This window comes from Chloroflexota bacterium, assembly GCA_026706485.1.
Classification (GTDB): Bacteria; Chloroflexota; UBA11872; order UBA11872; family UBA11872; genus JAJECS01.
The window spans coordinates 367,965-385,892 of sequence record JAPOYR010000004.1 but is presented as its reverse complement, the minus strand read 5'-3'; the positions used below and the strand labels follow the sequence as shown (position 1 = coordinate 385,892).

General features: G+C 65.6%; 19 protein-coding genes and 1 tRNA gene. 6 read left to right on the top strand and 14 right to left on the bottom strand.

The annotated features are described in order from the left end of the window. The first annotated feature begins 1 nt into the window (after nucleotide 1). A tRNA-Leu gene (locus OXG79_04305) sits at nucleotides 2-88 on the top strand. A 219-nt stretch (nucleotides 89-307) separates the two neighbouring features. On the opposite strand, the gene OXG79_04300 is transcribed toward OXG79_04305, so the two are convergent. Next, the gene (locus tag OXG79_04300; GenBank protein MCY3782992.1) at nucleotides 308-2,341 is read right to left on the bottom strand and encodes a hypothetical protein; all 2,034 of its coding nucleotides are present in this window, start codon (nucleotides 2,339-2,341) and stop codon (nucleotides 308-310) included. A 427-nt stretch (nucleotides 2,342-2,768) separates the two neighbouring features. On the opposite strand from OXG79_04300, the gene OXG79_04295 reads away from it, so the two are divergent. Continuing rightward, nucleotides 2,769-3,038 (top strand): hypothetical protein, encoded by a 270-nt coding sequence (locus OXG79_04295; protein MCY3782991.1) that lies wholly within the window; start codon nucleotides 2,769-2,771, stop codon nucleotides 3,036-3,038. Next, on the top strand, nucleotides 3,035-4,426 hold the full coding sequence (locus OXG79_04290) for a class I SAM-dependent methyltransferase (GenBank protein MCY3782990.1): 1,392 nt from the start codon (nucleotides 3,035-3,037) through the stop codon (nucleotides 4,424-4,426). The genes OXG79_04295 and OXG79_04290 overlap by 4 nt, the downstream gene beginning before the upstream one ends. A 119-nt stretch (nucleotides 4,427-4,545) precedes the next feature. Here the strand turns inward: OXG79_04290 and OXG79_04285 are convergent, their stop codons facing one another. The 6 genes from OXG79_04285 to OXG79_04260 form a co-directional block, all read right to left on the bottom strand. Next, nucleotides 4,546-5,715 carry a sialidase family protein gene (locus tag OXG79_04285; GenBank protein MCY3782989.1) on the bottom strand — a complete coding sequence of 390 codons (1,170 nt, stop codon included), beginning with the start codon at nucleotides 5,713-5,715 and terminating at the stop codon, nucleotides 4,546-4,548. A 42-nt stretch (nucleotides 5,716-5,757) separates the two neighbouring features. Then, on the bottom strand, nucleotides 5,758-6,204 hold the full coding sequence (locus tag OXG79_04280) for a hypothetical protein (protein MCY3782988.1): 447 nt from the start codon (nucleotides 6,202-6,204) through the stop codon (nucleotides 5,758-5,760). Nucleotides 6,205-6,686: 482 nt separating this feature from the next. Further along, nucleotides 6,687-8,501 (bottom strand): DNA helicase RecQ, encoded by a 1,815-nt coding sequence (gene recQ, locus OXG79_04275; protein ID MCY3782987.1) that lies wholly within the window; start codon nucleotides 8,499-8,501, stop codon nucleotides 6,687-6,689. A gap of 49 nt (nucleotides 8,502-8,550) precedes the next feature. Continuing rightward, on the bottom strand, nucleotides 8,551-8,985 hold the full coding sequence (locus tag OXG79_04270; protein MCY3782986.1) for a DUF2203 domain-containing protein: 435 nt from the start codon (nucleotides 8,983-8,985) through the stop codon (nucleotides 8,551-8,553). Further along, the gene (locus OXG79_04265; GenBank protein MCY3782985.1) at nucleotides 8,978-10,345 is read right to left on the bottom strand and encodes a hypothetical protein; all 1,368 of its coding nucleotides are present in this window, start codon (nucleotides 10,343-10,345) and stop codon (nucleotides 8,978-8,980) included. Before OXG79_04265 ends, OXG79_04270 begins: the two co-directional genes overlap by 8 nt. A gap of 46 nt (nucleotides 10,346-10,391) precedes the next feature. Then, complete coding sequence (locus OXG79_04260) at nucleotides 10,392-10,613, bottom strand: hypothetical protein (GenBank protein ID MCY3782984.1); 222 nt, start codon at nucleotides 10,611-10,613, stop codon at nucleotides 10,392-10,394. 142 nt (nucleotides 10,614-10,755) lie between these two features. Between OXG79_04260 and OXG79_04255 the strand changes: the two genes are divergently transcribed. Both OXG79_04255 and nuoF read left to right on the top strand, forming a co-directional pair. After that, nucleotides 10,756-11,286 (top strand): NAD(P)H-dependent oxidoreductase subunit E, encoded by a 531-nt coding sequence (locus OXG79_04255; GenBank protein ID MCY3782983.1) that lies wholly within the window; start codon nucleotides 10,756-10,758, stop codon nucleotides 11,284-11,286. Beyond that, nucleotides 11,286-12,584: an NADH-quinone oxidoreductase subunit NuoF gene (gene nuoF / locus OXG79_04250; GenBank protein MCY3782982.1), complete on the top strand. Its 1,299-nt coding sequence runs from the start codon at nucleotides 11,286-11,288 to the stop codon at nucleotides 12,582-12,584. The genes OXG79_04255 and nuoF overlap by 1 nt, the downstream gene beginning before the upstream one ends. A 3-nt stretch (nucleotides 12,585-12,587) precedes the next feature. Here nuoF and OXG79_04245 read toward each other — a convergent pair whose 3' ends face one another. Beyond that, a complete protein-coding gene (locus OXG79_04245; GenBank protein ID MCY3782981.1) occupies nucleotides 12,588-13,334 on the bottom strand; it encodes a PD-(D/E)XK nuclease family protein in 747 nt (248 codons plus the stop codon). A 125-nt stretch (nucleotides 13,335-13,459) separates the two neighbouring features. Here OXG79_04245 and OXG79_04240 point away from each other — a divergent pair, with 125 nt between their 5' ends. Then, on the top strand, nucleotides 13,460-14,236 hold the full coding sequence (locus OXG79_04240; GenBank protein MCY3782980.1) for a hypothetical protein: 777 nt from the start codon (nucleotides 13,460-13,462) through the stop codon (nucleotides 14,234-14,236). On the opposite strand, the gene OXG79_04235 is transcribed toward OXG79_04240, so the two are convergent. The 6 genes from OXG79_04235 to OXG79_04210 form a co-directional block, all read right to left on the bottom strand. Beyond that, complete coding sequence (locus tag OXG79_04235; protein MCY3782979.1) at nucleotides 14,169-14,870, bottom strand: hypothetical protein; 702 nt, start codon at nucleotides 14,868-14,870, stop codon at nucleotides 14,169-14,171. The two genes, OXG79_04240 and OXG79_04235, sit on opposite strands and share 68 nt — an antisense overlap. A gap of 106 nt (nucleotides 14,871-14,976) precedes the next feature. Then, nucleotides 14,977-15,297: a metal-sulfur cluster assembly factor gene (locus OXG79_04230; protein ID MCY3782978.1), complete on the bottom strand. Its 321-nt coding sequence runs from the start codon at nucleotides 15,295-15,297 to the stop codon at nucleotides 14,977-14,979. A gap of 69 nt (nucleotides 15,298-15,366) precedes the next feature. Beyond that, on the bottom strand, nucleotides 15,367-15,507 hold the full coding sequence (locus tag OXG79_04225; protein ID MCY3782977.1) for a hypothetical protein: 141 nt from the start codon (nucleotides 15,505-15,507) through the stop codon (nucleotides 15,367-15,369). A gap of 382 nt (nucleotides 15,508-15,889) precedes the next feature. Further along, the gene (locus OXG79_04220; protein ID MCY3782976.1) at nucleotides 15,890-16,588 is read right to left on the bottom strand and encodes a hypothetical protein; all 699 of its coding nucleotides are present in this window, start codon (nucleotides 16,586-16,588) and stop codon (nucleotides 15,890-15,892) included. A 106-nt stretch (nucleotides 16,589-16,694) separates the two neighbouring features. Continuing rightward, entirely contained in the window at nucleotides 16,695-17,015 is a 321-nt protein-coding gene (locus OXG79_04215) for a metal-sulfur cluster assembly factor (protein ID MCY3782975.1), read from the bottom strand. Between the two features lie 69 nt (nucleotides 17,016-17,084). Beyond that, entirely contained in the window at nucleotides 17,085-17,813 is a 729-nt protein-coding gene (locus tag OXG79_04210) for a metallophosphoesterase family protein (protein ID MCY3782974.1), read from the bottom strand. Nucleotides 17,814-17,928 lie beyond the last annotated feature (115 nt).

The following is a 17,928-nucleotide window of genomic DNA, read 5'->3' as shown; positions in this document are numbered from 1 at the left end:
GGCCGAGGTGGTGAAACTGGCAGACACGCAGTCCTCAGGAGGCTGTGAGCAACCGCTCGTGCGGGTTCGAATCCCGCCCTCGGCACCACGACAGCGACTGGCGTGCGGTATTTCAGCTCCGCCAGGACCCGGCTTGCCCGATACTGGATCAGACCGTGGACGAGTTGCCACACTCCGCTCGCGGCCACGGCCATCACCAGGCGCACCACCAAGCAACCGCCAACAGTTTCGTGGGCGGCCCGCGCGTTGGACCGAGACACGCTCTGTTCCACATGGGATTCTCAACGATGAGGTCGGCTTATCTTTTCTAGAACTTTCTATCTTCAAGTAGCCCAAGATTGAATCCGAATAAGTGGTCAAATACGATCCGGAACTGATTGACCAGAATAATCGCCTCATCCATCGGCGATTCCCCATTGTCGGGAAGATGATAAGCGGCTAACACCTTGAAAACATCGCCGCCGCCTACCTTCCGTCCATGGTCACTGCTTATCATGATTACCGGGAGATCATTCGAATCATAGTTGTCAAGAATGTCGTCAACCATCTTGATGATCTGATTGTTGATGTAAATCATCTGCCCAATATACGCACTGGGTACACTTGGATCATGAGCATCATCAAATCCCCCGAAGGCGCTGGTGTCTGAGGAGATATTTCCGTGTTGATCGAAATGAAAAGGATCGTGCGGTTTGACGATGTGTGCGAATACGAATTTCGGTCGCTCCACATCAATAGGATTGGTCAAGAATTCAAATGTTTGCAAAGTCCGTCCTGGGTGATACCAACCATAGGGAAGGCCAGGAGGTGGAGCCAAATGATGCCCAACAATCGGCTCTAGGGCAGTTGTGTGGACAAGCTCGCGCACGAAGGGTCCAGTCAAAAGTGATGCGACCGATACCTCGTAGCGAAATCCAACATCCCGTGTACTGGTGCGGACGCCCTCAGGTGTGAATGTGACCAGAACATCGGCCGGGGGTGCTTCATCGGTCCATTCATACCCCGATTCAAGATGCACGTATGTGTAGCCGAGTTGTTTCAAGATCGATCCGACCGCATGATATTGAATAATCATCTCGAGCCAGTCTACCTCGTTTACCGAGGCTTCAGGTTTCAGATTGTCGATGTAGTCAAGGTTGAGGATCGACGCAATTGCATATGCAGTTTCGACGTAGTTTCCCGTGGCTTTGGATGCGACAAAAAAGCCCCGACGCTCGAGCTCATGCAGAAAGCTACTGTTGTCATAGGAGCCAAGCGTGTCGTGGCGTCCGTATTCGTCGAGCACGATGTAGTAGATGTCGGGCCGCTGCTCGCTCGCGATTGGCAGGCCGGTGGGAAACAAATGGGCGGCTGGGTCAACGCGTACCGCCCCATCGGTCAGCGGCAGCCTGTCTCGTGAGGCGACCGCACCGCCAACGAGGCTGGCAGTGGGGAAAAGGACCAGCACCGCAGCAACCAGATTGAAGAACTGCGCCCACCGCGGGAGGTTGTTGGCGGCGCGGGCCGCCACGCCAACGGATGCCACGAGCAACACGACGGCAAGCGCAAACAGGACCGACTCATCAACTCGCATATCCAGCGCATTGCGAACGTGCCCATAGCCAAAGATGATCACCGTTGCGACCGCGGCGACCGCGGCCGGCCGGTGCCAGTCGCTGAGCAAGAGCCGGAGGCAAACGACGCTGGTGGTGACAACAACCAGCGCAATCATGAGCGGGACCATCGCCTCGATAACGGCGAACTGCTGTCGGTTGCTTGCCAGGAAATGCAGTATCGGCACGGCGGCGATCACCCACGGATACCATGGCGCCGAAAGAAAACCGCGTCCCGCGCTCGCGGCAGCAGGAGTGTTGGGCGCGACTCCGAGCTGTACGAGCTTCCCAGTCCAAGCCATGGGTCGCCGGGTCAGGCGCCGTCCAAACCTCCCAGCTTTGCCGAGTACCGCCGCCATACGTGGATGCGCGAGAACAGCGAGCAGGCCCAATCCCGCCGCCAACACGAGTCGCACGAGCTGGGACTGTTCACCTGCAATCGCCGCACGCAGCCCAGACCCGCTCTGCAGATGTGCAAAGGCGATCGGCCGGCCGCCGGCATCTGAATCGCCGCCGAAGGTAGCGTTCGCGAGCCCAGGCCGGGGATCGGCTAGCCCGTAAATGACGTGGCTGGCTGCATCCGTGTCGACCTGCAACTGCAGTCGCAGCTTCTGACCCGTCGGCACGCTATATCCGGGAAAGACGAGCGAGCGTGGCACGGGCCTGAATTCGGGAGTGAGATCAATCCGAGTCTGGCGCACCAACGCGTTGGTCACGGCGTCCACCAATGAGGCGTTCAGGGTGGCCACGCTGCCGCCTGGCACGGCTGAGGCCCAGATGCGGAAATGCCCTACGCGCCCATGCATCTGCCCCAGATCCTGCTGCACCCCCCAACCAGGCCAAACACCCAAAACTTCGCCGGACGGCACACCGCTGGAGGTCGCCGTGTATGTCACACGCGGACCTAAGCTCGCCAAAAGCCCGAGCGCGGCCAGGGCAAGAGCTAGCCAGACGGACTTAGCGAGCACAGGTCACGAGCAGCGAATGTCAGGCACCGGTAGCACGATTCGACGCAGACTCCGCACTCCAAACGGAGCACGAGGCCTTGTGACTGGAGGTCTTGGTCTTGCGCCTATGGTGAGCGTCGTCCACAGTGTGCCGGAAGTGCGGGCCGCGCGTGTCCAAAATCATAGCGGGGAGCCACTGACCTTGACCGTCGAGGAGTCGCGAGCGCCAATGCCGAATAGATCAAGTGGCGGCTTGGCCATATTGCTTCTCGGCCTTCAGATCACGCGGCTGGTCGTTGCTCAACTGGGCGGTCGCAGCTATATCGATCCCGGCAGCGGCAGCTTTGCGATCCAGATCATCATTGCGGCCGTGCTCGGCGGGCTCCTATCAGCGCGGCTGTGGTTCCGGCACGTGGTTGGACGAATCATTGGCTGGTTTCGCCGGTCGACGCCGGAGGCGAGCCCCGCGGCCGAGGAGGCCCGTCGAGACGACGGATGACCGCCGACCCCGAGGCCCGCCTGCCAGGGTCGTTTCGCGATCCGGCGGGGTTCATGTTCCGGCGCGACGGCGAGTTCCTGCGACAGGTCAACCGGTCCTACGAGTCGACGTTCCGCACCCTGATGGACTCAGGGCTGTATGCCAGCCTGGTCGACGACGGCCTGCTCATTCCCCACGAGACCGTGGACCTGGATCTGGCGCCGGAGCCCGGCGCCATGGCCGTCCTCCGTCCCGAGCAGTTGAAGTTCGTCTCCTATCCGTTCGAGTGGTCGTTTTCCCAGCTGAAGGCCTCCGCGCTCGCTACCTTGCGCGTGCAGCGCCGCGCGCTGGACCACGGCCTGTCGCTCAAGGACGCGAGCGCGCGCAACATCCAGTTGCACGCGGGTCGTCCGACGCTGATCGACACGTTGTCGTTCGAGCGCTACGAGGCGGGCTTTCCGTGGGTGGGCTATCGCCAGTTCTGCCAGCACTTCCTGGCCCCTTTGGCGGTGATGGCCTCCACGGATGCACGCTTGAGCGGCCTGCTGCAGCGCCACCTGGAAGGCCTGCCGCTCGATCTGGCGTCACGGCTGCTGCCGTGGCGCTCGCGGCTGCGGACCGGCTTGTTGATGCATCTCCATCTGCACAGCCGGGCTCAGGCGCGCGCGGCCACGGCCGGCCGGAAGCGCGCGGACCTGGCCGGGCGCATGAGCCGGCGACGGCTCGACGCCTTGCTGGAGAGCCTGGAGTCGACGGTGCGCCGGATTTCGTGGAAGCCCGACGACACGCCCTGGGCCGGATATGGCGACCAGACGAGCTATTCCGGCCGCGCCCTGGCGGACAAGCAGCGCCTGGTGGCCGAGCACCTCGCGACCGTGTCGGTGGATTCGGTGTGGGACATCGGCGGCAACACGGGCGACTTCAGCCGGCTTGCGGCGACGCTGGGCGTTCCCGTGGTGTCAATCGACAGCGATCCGGGAGCGGTCGACCTGAACTACCGGCGCATGGCGGCGGCTGGCGAAGCGAATCTCTTTCCAATCGTGGCGGACATCACGAATCCCAGCCCCTCGCTAGGGTGGGACAACCGCGAGATCGCGTCGCTGACCGCGCGGGGGCCGGCCGGACTGGTGATGGCGCTGGCGCTGATTCACCACGTGGCGATCGGCAACAACACGGGCTTCGACCGCCTGGCGCGGTTCTTCGCGGCGCTGGGGCCGAATCTCCTCATGGAGTTCGTCCCGCCCGACGATCCCATGGTGCTTGGCCTGGTGGCGATGCGGAACCACGAATTCCCGTGGTACACGCAGCCCGAATTCGAGTCGGCCTTCGGCCGCCACTTCGAGATCCAGCGGTCGGACGCGATTGCGGACTCGAAGCGCCGGCTCTATTCGATGACCGTACGCGGCTAGAAGAAGTGTGACCTAGGCCCTGTGCTTCACCCCAATCCGTTCGATAACCCCTTCGACAGGCTCAGGGCGAACGGATTGGAGTTGAGGTCCGCTTTTGGCGCAGCTTTCTCAGAGGTTCTCTAGGTCGGTGGCGAGAAGAGGTAGCGGTAGACAGCGGCCTGCCAGAAGTGGTCGGCGACCTCGCCGAGGCGGGTGAGGTAGATCTCGATGTCGAGGGTTTCGCGGTCTTCGAGGATGTTGAAGTTCGAGAGTTGCAGCGCCTCGGGTTCGTTCGGTCCGCGGTCGTCGACGAGCCGCAGGCTGTCGCGCCGCACCGCCGGGCCATCCTCATCGATCTCGGCGATGTAGAGGGGGTAGCGCGGGCTGTTGCCGTCAGGGGGCTCCGGGGTGATGTTGGCAAGCCAGTAGAGCTTCCCATTGCGCTCCGAACGAATGAACCGATGGATGCTGGACGGGGAATAGAACCGTGAGCCGTCGTCGTAGCGCAGCTCCTGAAACGGCGAGAAGCGGCGGCCGCCGTCGTCGGAGACGCTGAACCATTTCCGCCCCGGGGTCGTGGCGGTGTGGCTGGCACGGACGACGGTGAGCAGACGGCCATCGCGCAGCACGGCGACCTCCGGCTCCAGCACCCCGCGTGAGGAGCGCTCCGGCCCGAGGAACTCGATGTTCGATGCCTGCCATTCGCTCGACCGGGGCTCACGGCGCATGACGACCAGCCCGCCGCTGGCGTGCGCAGCCTCTAGCTCGGCAGGGTGCGCCACCAGGGGCAGATAGGCCGTGCCGTCGGGCGCGATGGTGATGGCCTGGCCCGGATAGGCGCGGTTGGTGGCGCAGAAGTCGGAATCGAAAGGATTCTCGGGATCGAAGTCCGGCCCTTCCTCATACCGGAGCAGCGTTTCGGGCTCGTCGTCAGCCCAGGCGAAGACGTGGTCGTTGCACGGGTGCCGGTGGGACCCCCAGGCATGGGTGTAGGCCGGCAGGCCGGGCCAGATGCGGCGCATGCGTATCTGGTAGCGCCGGTCGCGGGCGCGGTCGACGTAAATGCCGGGCGGAGCGGTGACGATGCCGCCGCCGTCGAGGTCCTGCACGATGCCGGGCAGGGTTTCGCGCTCGGTCCAGGTGCGGCCGTTGTCGGGTGAGGTGCGCTGCTCGAACTCGTGGTATTCGTCCGACGCGCCGCTGGTTTGAAACCGTTCGAGCCGCGTGAGGCCGGCGTCGATGTAGCTGACCGAATGCCACTGGGCGATGTCCTCGCCGGCGGCGGGCAGATAGCGTTCGCGGGGCAGCATGGTTGAGATCCGTCGAGCGGTCGTGCGGAGCGTAGCGAGCGGCTAGGTCACCTCGCCAGCGAGGCGGGCGAGGGCGGCTTTCCAATAGGCGCGCTTGGCCTCGACGTCGTCGCGGTCCGCGAGCTTGGAGTGCTGCACCACGACCTGGCTCTTTGACGGCTCCTTGGGATAGAACGCCACGTCGACGTGGGTGACGCCATCGACCCAGGTGATGCGGAGCGACTTGTTGGGGCGCGCGGTGCGGATGTGGGGCTCGTCGTCGCCAAGCCAGCGCCGCCGGGATTCTTCCTCCGCCCAGGCCTCGTAGAGCGTCTCGGCGGCGACCGGCAGCGTCTTGCTCACGCTGACCTGGTAGCCGCGCGGGGTCTGGTGCTCCTCACGCAGGCCGCGGATGCGCTCGTAGCCCACGGTGACTTCCTGGCTCCACCAGGGCGGGACATCGTGGTGGTCACGCAGATAGGCGGCGATGGCCGTGTGGCCGATGGTCATGCCGTCGGCGGCATCCAGGATGGCGCACCACTCGTCCCAGGTCTTGCCGGTTTTGGCGGCGACGGCGGCGTCGCTGACGGGTGGCTTGGCGATGGCAGGTTCCTCAACGCGGATTGGCGGCGGATTCGACCCTACGGCTGGCCTGGCCGGCAGTCAATGGCCTCCGCCGGCGGGCAGTAGGCCATTCGCACTCCGTCATTCCCACGGAAGGAGACCTATGCGAAATCGGTTGGGCGAAGGATGGTCGGAGGAATCCCACCTGCCCCCAGGCTCAGTGAATGGTGGACTCCCGCCTTCTCGGGTATGACGAAGGGTTACGCAAAGGTCTCCCTTCGCGGGAATGACGGAGGGGTTACGCAAAGATTTCCGGAGGCGGGAATCCATCCCCCGTGTTTCGCCAGACTTACCGAGGGATCAGATTGGGGAAGTCAACGCCTTATCCGTCGGATCGTGGGACTTTCCCCCAGACCAAATCCCTCGGACTACTCAGCATCCCTTGGAGCCGTGTACTCACGAATCACCTGGAGAAAGTCGTCGGCGAATTCCTCCAGCTTCGCTGGTCCGACGCCTGGGATGTCGGCGAAGCCCGCGTGGTCCCGGGGCATGGCGCGCGCCATTTCCTGGAGCGTCCGGTTGCTGAAGATCATGAACGCCGGGTGCTCCCTGGCTTCGGCCAAGCGGAGCCGCAATTCGCGGAGGCGCTCGAACAACTGCGAGTCGAAGTCGGCGCGGCCGTTGCCCTGGCCGCGCGCCCGCTGCTGGAGCTTCGCCTGCTCCGACAGGTCCTGCGCATCGCACCTGATGCGGCTGAGCGACAGCGTCTTGCGCCAGCGCAGGAAGTCATGGCCGGCGGGCGTTACTGAGACGGTTGCGAACTTGTCGGGACTCCGCTGCAGCAGCCCCTCGTCTTCCAGCAGGCCCACGATCTCCTTGAGATCGTCGCGGTCGTACCGGCGGGCGATGCCGTATACCGGAAGCTCGTGGTGCCGCCACTCCAACACCTTCTTGGCACGCGAGCCGCGCAGAACCTTGATGACGTGGGCGGAGCCGAACCGCTCGCCGGTGCGAATGACCGCCGATAGGACCATTTGAGCAATCTCGGTCGCGTCGAACGCCTCGCGCTCGGCCAGGCACACGTCGCAACCGCCGCAGTCGGTCTTGTCGTAGGTTTCGCCGAAATACCGCAGAACGAATGCCCGACGGCAGGTGCGCGCCTCGCCAAAGGCGATCATCTGGTCGAGCTTTTGGTGGGCCCGCTCGCGTTCGGACGGGTCCTCGATCTCGTCGATGAAGCGCGTGAACCTGGCCCGGTCGCCGGCGGAGAAGTACAGCACGCACTCACTCGGCAATCCGTCGCGCCCCGCTCGCCCCGTTTCCTGGTAGTAGCCTTCGAGCGTCTTGGGTAGGTCGTAGTGGGCGATGAGCCGCACGTCGGGCTTGTCGATGCCCATGCCAAAGGCGATGGTCGCCACGATGATCCGCGCCTCGTCCCGAATGAACCGCTCCTGCGTGTCCCGCCGGAGGCTCGGGTCGAGACCGGCGTGATAGGGGAGCGCCGGCAGGCCGTGCTGCGAGAGCTTCGTCGCCAGCCTTTCGGTGCCGTCGCGCGAGAGGCAGTAGACGATCGACGCCCCGTCGGAATGCCGGCGCAATTGCTGGACCAGATGGTCGAAGGGGCGGCGTTTGGGGCGGACGATATAGGTCAGGTTTTCACGATTGAAGCTCGCGATGAACCGCCGCGCCTCCGGGATCATGAGTTGCTCGGCGATGTCGTCGCGGGCCTTGGCCGTGGCGGTGGCCGTCAGCGCCATCACGGGAGCTCGGGGAAACATCGCGCGCAGCGATCGAAGGTTGCGGTAGTCCGGCCGAAAGTCGTGACCCCACTCGGAGATGCAGTGCGCCTCGTCGATGGCGATCTGCGCGACGCCGAGCCCTCGGAGGAACTCCTCAAATCCGGGAACCGCCAGGCGCTCCGGTGCGATGTACAACAGCTTGAGCCGCCCCGCCCGCGCCGCGGCATAGATGCCGCTCACTTCATGCGGCGGCACGGAGCTGTTGATGAACGCCGCCGCGATGCCGTTGGTTTGCAGCGCGTCGACCTGGTCCTTCATGAGCGCGATCAGCGGCGAGATGACCAACGTCAACCCGCGAAGACAGAGCGCCGGCAGCTGATAGCAGAGCGATTTGCCCCCGCCCGTAGGCATCAACACCAGCGAGTCGCGGCCCGCCAATACGTTGCCGATGATCTCGAACTGCATGGGCCGAAACTCGTCGTACCCAAAGCGAGCTTTGAGCATCTGACGAATGTCGAGTTCGGCGGTTCTTACGCCGCGGGACGTGGACAAGCTAGACGCCGGGCAACGGCTTGCGGTTGTCGAAGCCCTCGTCGGTGCCGTGCCAGTAGGCGATGTCCTCTTCGCCGAGACGCCAGCAGAGGTAGCAGTCCTCGCCGTCGAGCTCCGAGAGGAAGTCGATCAGTCCGGTGGCGGGGTCGCGAAGCAGGATGTCGCGGGCGCGCAGCCAGGCCACCAGCGGCTGGACGTCCCACAGCCCGGCGATGAGGCGTTGATGGGCCAGGCTCACATCCACCGCGCCGGCGTCGGACTCCTGGACGCGCTCAAAGGCCTGACGATCCGGGTCGGCTTCCAGCCAGATGCGCCGCAGCTTCGCCAGCACGGGCCGCGCCTCGACCAGCAGCTCGTTGGCCTCGCTCAACGTGTAGTGGCGAAGCTCCGGCTCTTCGGGCTCGTCGCCGTGCAGCGATTCGGGTTCGTCATGCATGGTCGGGCGCAGTATGGCGCAGCGGCCACATGGTGCGCTGCCGTTCGATCTCCTCCGTGGAATACCAGCGCGACCGGATGTTGCCCGCCAGGTAGAGGGACCCCGCCACGAGCACGCGTCCACCCGGAGGACAGATCTCCAGGGCGCGCTCCAGGGCGCGCAGCGGGTCGGGTTCGGCGGCGACCGCCGGATGCCCGGCCTCGCGGCCGGCCTGGGCGGCGACCGCCGCGGGCGTGGGCGGCTTGCCCAATACCTGGGGCTCGGTGGCGATCCACGCCTGGACCGTCGGCCACAGCGGGGCGAGGACGGCGGCCGGCGACCGATAGCCAACCGTACCGGCCACGAGGACGCCGGCGTGCGGCGGGCACTCGCGTCGCCAAAGCGCCGCCAGGGCACGGGCCTTATCGGGATTGTGCGCGCCGTCGAGGATGACGGGCGGGCCATCGGGGGACGGCATGCGTTCGTAGCGCCCGGGCAGGGCGGCCGCATGCGCGGTGTCATGGGCCGTGCGGTCGATGCGACTGAATCCGCTCGACGCCAGCGCCGCCAAGGCCGCGTCCGCCAGCCCATCGTTGGTTGCGCGGAAGTCGCCGGGGGCCGTCGGCCCTGTTTCGATGAGGGGCGCCCCGACCCGCTGCAACTCGTCGATCACCACTGCCCGCGCCGGCGCGGGCATGCCGCCCACGACCGTGGGCACACCCGGTCGCGCGATGCCGGCCTTGTGCCAGGCGATGCCGGCCAGCGAGGGGCCCAGGCTCTTCTCGTGGTCCATGCCGACGGTGGTGATCACGTTGAGCAGCGGGTCGCAGACATTCGTCAGATCGAAGCGTCCGCCCGCGCCGACCTCCAAGACCAGCACGTCGACACTGGCGCGGCGAAAGTATTCGAACGTCAGCGCCACCCAGACCATGCCGTAGGTCGGTGGCCGGCAGGGATCGGCGCGCTCGACGACGGGCCGAACCCACGCCGCCAGATCGGCCAGCTCGCCGGGACGGGCCAGCCGGCCGTCGAGCCAGAACTTCTCCAGCGGCGTCTGCAGATACGGGGTGACGTGCAGGCCGGCCGAATAGCCGGCGGCCCGCAATCCCTCCGCGATCTTGACCGCCACCGAGCCCTTGCCCGAGGTGCCCGCCACCAACACCACGGACAGGCCGGCTTGAGGATTGCCCAGCGCATCGAGAAAGCGATGCATGCGCGCCAGGCGTTCGCGGCCTCGCCGGCGTTGGTGGACCGGCGCGCGGGGCTGCGTGGGGCCGGCAGGGCCGCGGATGAGGCCGTTGATGTAGGCGGCAGCCTCACGGCCGGCGGCCAATTCCTCCGTGTCGACCGGCGCAGAGGGCTCGGGTCGCGGGTCAGCCATCGCCTGGTTGCTCCTGCCGCTCGGACATGCGCGCCGCGTCCGCCGGCTATGGGTCGCCGGACTCGTCGCGGGCGACACTTATCCAGAAGTCGACCAGCAGATGCTCGGCCTGAGCGCGCCGGTCGGTGGCGTTGCGCAGCGCCTGCATGTCGATGCCGTCCGACGTGACGGCGCCGTCGCGCAGCAGGTTGCCGACTGCCATCGAGGCTCGATTCCAGCTGGCCGCCAGACTGCGAAGCTCGCGGGCTTGCTGTTCCGTTAGCGCCATTGGGCCTCCCCAGGCGCCACGCTAGCACCACGCGTTCCCGCGCAGCGGACGGGGCGTTCATCGCGGGCTGCCGCGGGGATGGGTGCTAAACTCACCCGCCATTTTTCAGGTGATCGGACGCGCTGCCGCGCGCCCTTGCTGCATGGCCATTCACCACACTGAGCTCGAGACGCCGCCCGGCCGCGAGCCGCTGCCGGAGTCAGAGCGACCCAAGCTGGAAACGCTGCGGGAACAACTGCAGCCGCTCAAGGAGTTGCCCGGATCGTCCATCGAGGCGCTCTACGCCGCCCAGGAGCTGTTCTCGTACGTGCCGCCCGAAGCGATCACCTTGATCGCCGAGGAGCTGCGCATCCCCGAGAGCCAGGTGTTTGGCGTGGTGACCTTCTACACCATGTTCTCCCTCGAGCCGCAGCCGCCGTACGTGTTGCGCGTGTGCCGCGACTTGAGCTGTCACCTGGCCGGTGCCCCGAAGCTGATCGGCGCGCTCGAGAAGGAATTGGGCGTGCCGCGCGGGCACACCAGCTCCGACGGCCGGTTTACCGTGGAAGTGGTTTCGTGCCTCGGTCTGTGCGACAAGCAACCGGCCATGCTGGTCAACCTGGATCAGCATGGCCCGGTGATGCCGGACGACGTGCCCGACTTGCTCGGCGACCTGCGGAATGGCGCGGGCTGATGGAGCTGGTCGTCACACGCAACTTCGGCCGTCCCAAGTCCTGGTCGCTGGCCAGCTACCGCGAAGCCGGTGGCTATGAGGCCCTCGAGCGCGTCCTGAAGGAGATGACGCCAGAGGACGTGAGCGACCTCATCAAGGAGTCGAACCTCACGGGCCGCGGCGGCGCCTTCTTCCCTACCGGCCTCAAGTGGGAGTTTGTTCGCAAGGACCCCAAGACGCCGCGCTACGTGGTGGTGAACGCCGACGAGAGCGAGCCGGGGACCTATGTGAACCGCCTGTCCCTCGAGCTGGACCCGCACATGACCATCGAGGGCCTGATCATTGCCGCGTACGCCTCGAACGCCGAGCGCGGATACTTCTACATCCGCGGCGAATATGGGTTGTCGCACGAGCGAGTGAAGGCCGCCCTGCGCGAGGCGTACGAGGCCGGATATCTCGGGCAGGGCATCTGCGGCCGTGACGACTTCAACCTGGAGGTCGAGTTTCGGCGCGGCGCCGGAGCCTACATCGTGGGCGAGGAGACGGCGCTGTTCAACTCGCTGGAAGGCAAGCGCGGCAACCCGCGGTTCAAGCCGCCGTTCCCGACCAACTTCGGCGTGTGGGGGCTGCCGACCGCGATCAATAACGTCGAGACGCTGGCCGCCGCGCCCGCCATCGTGATGAAGGGCGCCGAGTGGTTCAAGGACCTCGGCATCGGCGACGCGGCGGGCACCAAGATGTATTGCCTCTCGGGCAACGTGGTGAACCCTGTCTGCGTGGAGCTGCCCCTGGGCGTCTCGGCCCGTGAGGTGATCATGGATCACGGCGGCGGCGTGCCGGAGGGGCGGACTCTCAAGGGATTCAAGCCCGGCGGAGCGTCGTCCGCGCCCCTGACCCCGGCCGAGATCGACGCGTCGCTTGAGCCCAAGTCCATGGCCGAGCTGGGCACGATCATGGGCACCGGCGGCGTGGTGGTGTTCGACGAGACCGCCTGCATGGTCGACGCGGCCTACCGAGACGCGCTGTTCTTCGAGGACGAGAGTTGCGGCTTTTGCATCCCCTGCCGCGAGGGCACGCCCAACCTGGTCCAGATTTGCGAGCGCATCATGCACGGCCAGGGCACGATGGATGATCTCGACCTGCTGGAGGAACTGGGCGCCAGCATGATGGCGTCGTTCTGCGGGCTGGGGCACTTTGCGCATCAGCCGGTGCGCGGCGCGGCCAGCCGCTTCCGCGACGAGTTCGAGGCCCACATCCGCGACCACTACTGCGCCGCGGGCACCTGTTTCACCGCGAACGGCAACGGCCGCGCGGGCTGAGCGCTAGGCATCCGTCGCGCGGAACGGACACCGGTCACGGAAGTCGCACCAGGCGCAGTGCGGCCCGGGCGTGGCGGTGAAACTGCCGGCCTCGACCCGGTCCGCCGTGTTTGCATAGCGATCCAGCAACGCGTGGCCGTAGTCGGGGTCCGGTTCCACCGAGATGGCGGCGTTGTCAGCCAGGAAATAGGCGTCCAGGCGCTCGACGCGGCGCTGGTGCACCTGCTCCACGCCCAGCGCGTAGGTGTGGAGCTGCGCGCGCAGGCGGTCCGGGAGCCGCTCCGGGCGGCGACCGCTCTTGTAGTCGATGACTGCCGCGCCTGATGGGGTCTCGTCCACCCGATCGATCACGCCTTCGATGGAATACCGGGCCTCGGGATCTGGACGAAACCGAAATCGCGACTCGAGCAGCACCGGTTGGCCGAGATCGGCGTGGTTGGCCGACCAATACCCGTCCAGTAACGCTTGTCCGTCCCGCCACATGTCAGGAAACCGCTCACGGTCGAGCTGCGGCGCATCGTTCCAGTAGTCCGCGTGCAAACGGTCGAGGACACCCTTGTCGACTTGCTGCCGTTGCTGCAGCCGCTCGAAGAGCCGGTTGAGCACCGTGTGCACGATCGCGCCCACGACGATCCGCGGCACGAAGGGCATCGGCACGCGCTCGACGTAGCGATAGCGATAGGCCGTGGGGCAAAACTCGAAGAGCGACAGCTTGGTGAAGCTGAGCCGGGTCGCGCGCCGCGCGCTCATGCCGGACCGTGGTGGCGCAGACCCGGCGCTCGGCGTCCAGCTACCGCCTGGGGCATGTCTGCCACGCGTGTCCGCGCCATGCGTCGCACCCCGCGTGGCTGCGTGTGTGCTGTATCCTGAGCGCCATGCGCCGCCGTCCACGGGCACTCCTCAGCCTGGGCGTTGTAGTCGCTTTCTGTACCGTCGCCGGCGTCGCACTCTTTGCCGAATTCGAGCGTCAAGCGGACGAGTGGAATGACGTTCGCCACGGCTTTTACGCCGGTCCAGTCTCGTTTGTGACGCAGCCGTTTCGAGTCCAACATGACTATTTGTCCCGTATCGACGTATGGGCCAAGATCGAAGGCGAAAGCACGGGGACGGTGGGCGACGTGCTTGCACGCGTGATTCCCCACGGGGCGGACGCTGCGATCCGCGAAAGCCGCATTGGAGTCCTCGACCAATCGACGGCCGGCGCCCCGCTCGAGATTCGATTCGCGCCGATTCCCGACAGCGGTGGAACGCTCTACATCCTTGAACTCACCGTCCTCAGTAGCCCGCCGCCGTTTGTGTTCTTTGGCATCACCGGCTCGGACATGAATCCGGCTGGTCAGGTGTCGATTAATGGCGATGCCTCTCGCGCGCATCTTGACCTTGCCATGCGGCCCTTTTGGACCGGTCGAGGCGGTCGCGTGCTGGAACACCTCGTCACGGCCGACCCGTGGCGATTATTCCTCATTGTGGACGCCGTGCTATGGGGCCTTCTCATCGTCTTTGCCGTGGCTGCCGCCTGGAGGGTCCAGGAATCCGGTCACTGGCGAGGCGTCTTCCGGCATACCGCCGGGCAGAGCGTGCTCATCACACTTGGCCTCGCCATCGGCGTCTTAGTGCTGTTAATGCTCCTATCGGCGAGTCCTCATGCTTAACCTCAATATAGTATCGCATAAGCAGCTCGTATAGTATCACGATAAGAATAGCCCCAAGCGTCATTTCTGACCCTTCTTCTATGAGATCTATCCACAGGTTATTAGACGCGCCTATGTCATGAGACAAGGTGACAAAAGCGAAAAAGCATGCGGCTGCAGACAGCATGGCCAATGCAGGAAGCCTCGACACCGACCGATAGATCACATTGCCCGCTAAAGCTACTGGCAGGGCTGCGAATGGCGCGACGACAACCTCCCAGCGCACCGTGGAGGAAACAAACTCGAACCATTGGACTTGGCTACCGAGAGAGCCTTTCCAATCGTAATGTTCCTCCGCCGCGATCAGCGCTGCGAGGCCCCCAGCACAAATCCAGCCGGACAGCCAGAGCCAGCGACGGCCGGCGGCCGGTCGGACCACTTGGGCAAGCGCCAAGGCGGCCACCATGCTCCAGAGCACGATCGAATAGGTATTGAGCGGCGTGCCCTCATAGTTCGCCTCCAGGGGGATCACCCAGTATGTGATCGGCACGCCCCCCCCAGGTCGCACTTGCACGGGCATCTCCCAGGCATTGAGTGGCGGCCAGTCGAGACGTCCGCGGGTGATGGCCGGCAGCACCGCCAGCACGCCATGCACCGCGATCCACGCCGCATAGAGCCGCCCGCGCCGCAACCCGCACGACCTCAGCGTCAGGAGCGGCTCCCACGCCCAACGCCAGAGCGCGCCACGCCCCACCTTGGCGCTACCGGCCCAGAATCCAGCGGACGTCCTCGCTCAGCATCTCCTCGTTCCACAAGGGGCTGAACGTGAGATCGAGATCCATGCTGCTCACGCCGGGCACCGCCTCCACCACCTGCTTCACCTGCTGCAGGATTTGCGGTCCGGCCGGGCATCCGGGCGTCGTCAGGGTCATTGTGACCGAGACGTCGTGGGCATCGGACTCGGCGGAGGCCAGCTCGATCTCGTAGATCAGTCCCAGGTCCACGATGTTGATGCCAATCTCGGGGTCGATCACCTCGCGCAAAGCGTCGCGAATCGTTTCTTCCGCCAAGGGTGCGCTCATCGTCGCCTCGTGCGAGATGCCTCTCATGCGCAAGCATCGCAGCCCTCGCCCGCGCAAACAAGACGCCCACTACGCGCGCTCGTACTCCGGGTCAAATGCACCGAGGATGCGGTCGCGCCAGCGGCCGCCCGCGGGCGTGGGCGGGAACTCACCGGTTCCGAGATCGCGCTCGGTGTTGCCGCAGAGGCTACAGGCGCCGATGCGCTGCAACTCCCGCCAGGTCTCCAGCGGTCGCGGCGCCCCAGAATCTAGTCGCCATCGGACACGATCAGATCGAAGCGAGCCCGGGCGTCGATGTCCCGCAGCACCGCGCGCAGCGCGGTCAGGTTGGCGTGGACATCGGAAACGACGGCCATGTGCATGAGGCGCGTTGAGCGGGGAATCGCGGCGCGCGAGGACGCAGCGGCAGTCGTGGAGATCCTCGCGGCGCGCCAGCGCAGCCGCGCCGGACCGGTCACGCTGGGCCCTGCTGGCCGCCCCGCCGCGACGGTGGGCAAGGTGCTGCGGCGCCGGGGGCACTCGCGCCGGCCGCGCGTCCAGCGGCCTCGGGTTGTGCGCTACGCGCGCGCCCAGCCGGGGGAGTTCGTGCTCGTCACGCTTGGCCGCGCCATCGGCGTCTTAGTGCTGCTAATGCTCCTATCCGCGAGCCTTCGTGCTTAACCTCAATATAGTATCGCATAAGCAGCTCGTACAATATCACGGCAAGTACAGCTCCAAGTAGCATTTCCGATCCTTCTTCTAGGAGATCCATCCACAAGTTATACTGAACGATTTCATGAGCTAAGCTGGCAATAGCAAAAATACATGCGGCTACAGACAGCATGGCCAATGCAGGAAGCCTCGACACCGACCGATAGATCACATTGCCCGCTAAAGCTACTGGCAGGGCTGCGAATGGCGCGACGACAACCTCCCAGCGCACCGTGGAGGAAACAAACTCGAACCATTGGACTTGGCTACCGAGAGAGCCTTTCCAATCGTAATGTTCCTCCGCCGCGATCAGCGCTGCGAGGCCCCCAGCACAAATCCAGCCGGACAGCCAGAGCCAGCGACGGCCGGCGGCCGGTCGGACCACTTGGGCAAGCGCCAAGGCGGCCACCATGCTCCAGAGCACGATCGAATAGGTATTGAGCGGCGTGCCCTCATAGTTCGCCTCCAGGGGGATCACCCAGTATGTGATCGGCACGCCCCCCCCAGGTCGCACTTGCACGGGCATCTCCCAGGCATTGAGTGGCGGCCAGTCGAGACGTCCGCGGGTGATGGCCGGCAGCACCGCCAGCACGCCATGCACCGCGATCCACGCCGCATAGAGCCGCCCGCGCCGCAACCCGCACGACCTCAGCGTCAGGAGCGGCTCCCACGCCCAACGCCAGAGCGCGCCACGCCCCACCTTGGCGCTACCGGCCCAGAATCCAGCGGACGTCCTCGCTCAGCATCTCCTCGTTCCACAAGGGGCTGAACGTGAGATCGAGATCCATGCTGCTCACGCCGGGCACCGCCTCCACCACCTGCTTCACCTGCTGCAGGATTTGCGGTCCGGCCGGGCATCCGGGCGTCGTCAGGGTCATTGTGACCGAGACGTCGTGGGCATCGGACTCGGCGGAGGCCAGCTCGATCTCGTAGATCAGTCCCAGGTCCACGATGTTGATGCCAATCTCGGGGTCGATCACCTCGCGCAAAGCGTCGCGAATCGTTTCTTCCGCCAAGGGTGCGCTCATCGTCGCCTCGTGCGAGATGCCTCTCATGCGCAAGCATCGCAGCCCTCGCCCGCGCGAACAAGACGCCCGCTAGGCGCGCTCGTATCCCGGCAGGATTTCCGTGCCCGGATATCCAACCGCGCGGCCCGCGGCGATCTCGGCGGTGTGGTCCCAGGTCACGGCATGCGGCTGGGCCGTCCACGCGCGTCGCGGCGCATCCCAGGTGATCTCGGTCCAATGGGCCTGGTTGTAAGCGTTGGCTTCGTACATCAAGCCCACGCTGCCCGCCCGCAGCACGCGGGTCGGCCCGACCTTCAGGTCCATCGGGGCGTGGATATGCCCGACGACCAGCAACGCCGGCGGGGGCGTCCCGGTCAAGCGGTCAAGCTCCGACGGATCGGTATCCGGCCACATGAAGTCGTCCAGATTGACGCCATTGGCGTGGCTGATGACCAGCAGGGGCCCGTTGTCGATGCTCAGGTCGAGTCGCTGCGGCAGCCCGGCTGCCCTCGCGCGGACATCCTCCGGCACCGCGCCCATGGTCCAGTCGAACACCTCGAGGATGCGGTCGCGCCATTGGCCGCCGGCGGGCGCTGGTGGGAACTTTCCGATGCCCAGATCGCGCTCGGTGTTGCCGCGCAGGCAATAGGCGCCGGACCGCTCGAGCTCCCGCCAGGTCTCGAGCGGACGCGGCCCGCCGAGGATTTGATCGCCGTTGGACACGATCAGATCGAAGGGCCCGTGGTCGTCGATGTCCCGCAGCACCGCGCGCAGCGCGGTCAGATTGGCGTGGACATCGGCGAATGCGGCAATGTGCATGAGGCGCGTTGAGCGGGGAATCGCGGCGCGCGACAACGCGGCGGCCGGCCTCCCGTTCCGGCGACTTTACCGCACGGCATCGGTGAGCCCGGTCACCACCCCGCAATCCCCCGTC

Bases quoted from the DNA above. Each gene is read 5' to 3' on its own strand.
- OXG79_04210 (MCY3782974.1), bottom strand. From the start codon at position 17,813: ATGCACATTGCCGCATTCGCCGATGTCCACGCCAATCTGACCGCGCTG.
- OXG79_04280 (MCY3782988.1), bottom strand. From the start codon at position 6,204: ATGACCATCGGCCACACGGCCATCGCCGCCTATCTGCGTGACCACCAC.
- OXG79_04215 (MCY3782975.1), bottom strand. From the start codon at position 17,015: ATGAGCGCACCCTTGGCGGAAGAAACGATTCGCGACGCTTTGCGCGAG.
- OXG79_04255 (MCY3782983.1), top strand. From the start codon at position 10,756: ATGGCCATTCACCACACTGAGCTCGAGACGCCGCCCGGCCGCGAGCCG.
- OXG79_04245 (MCY3782981.1), bottom strand. From the start codon at position 13,334: ATGAGCGCGCGGCGCGCGACCCGGCTCAGCTTCACCAAGCTGTCGCTC.
- OXG79_04270 (MCY3782986.1), bottom strand. From the start codon at position 8,985: ATGCATGACGAACCCGAATCGCTGCACGGCGACGAGCCCGAAGAGCCG.
- OXG79_04295 (MCY3782991.1), top strand. From the start codon at position 2,769: ATGCCGAATAGATCAAGTGGCGGCTTGGCCATATTGCTTCTCGGCCTT.
- OXG79_04290 (MCY3782990.1), top strand. From the start codon at position 3,035: ATGACCGCCGACCCCGAGGCCCGCCTGCCAGGGTCGTTTCGCGATCCG.
- OXG79_04265 (MCY3782985.1), bottom strand. From the start codon at position 10,345: ATGGCTGACCCGCGACCCGAGCCCTCTGCGCCGGTCGACACGGAGGAA.
- OXG79_04260 (MCY3782984.1), bottom strand. From the start codon at position 10,613: ATGGCGCTAACGGAACAGCAAGCCCGCGAGCTTCGCAGTCTGGCGGCC.
- recQ (MCY3782987.1), bottom strand. From the start codon at position 8,501: ATGCTCAAAGCTCGCTTTGGGTACGACGAGTTTCGGCCCATGCAGTTC.
- nuoF (MCY3782982.1), top strand. From the start codon at position 11,286: ATGGAGCTGGTCGTCACACGCAACTTCGGCCGTCCCAAGTCCTGGTCG.
- OXG79_04285 (MCY3782989.1), bottom strand. From the start codon at position 5,715: ATGCTGCCCCGCGAACGCTATCTGCCCGCCGCCGGCGAGGACATCGCC.
- OXG79_04240 (MCY3782980.1), top strand. From the start codon at position 13,460: ATGCGCCGCCGTCCACGGGCACTCCTCAGCCTGGGCGTTGTAGTCGCT.
- OXG79_04230 (MCY3782978.1), bottom strand. From the start codon at position 15,297: ATGAGCGCACCCTTGGCGGAAGAAACGATTCGCGACGCTTTGCGCGAG.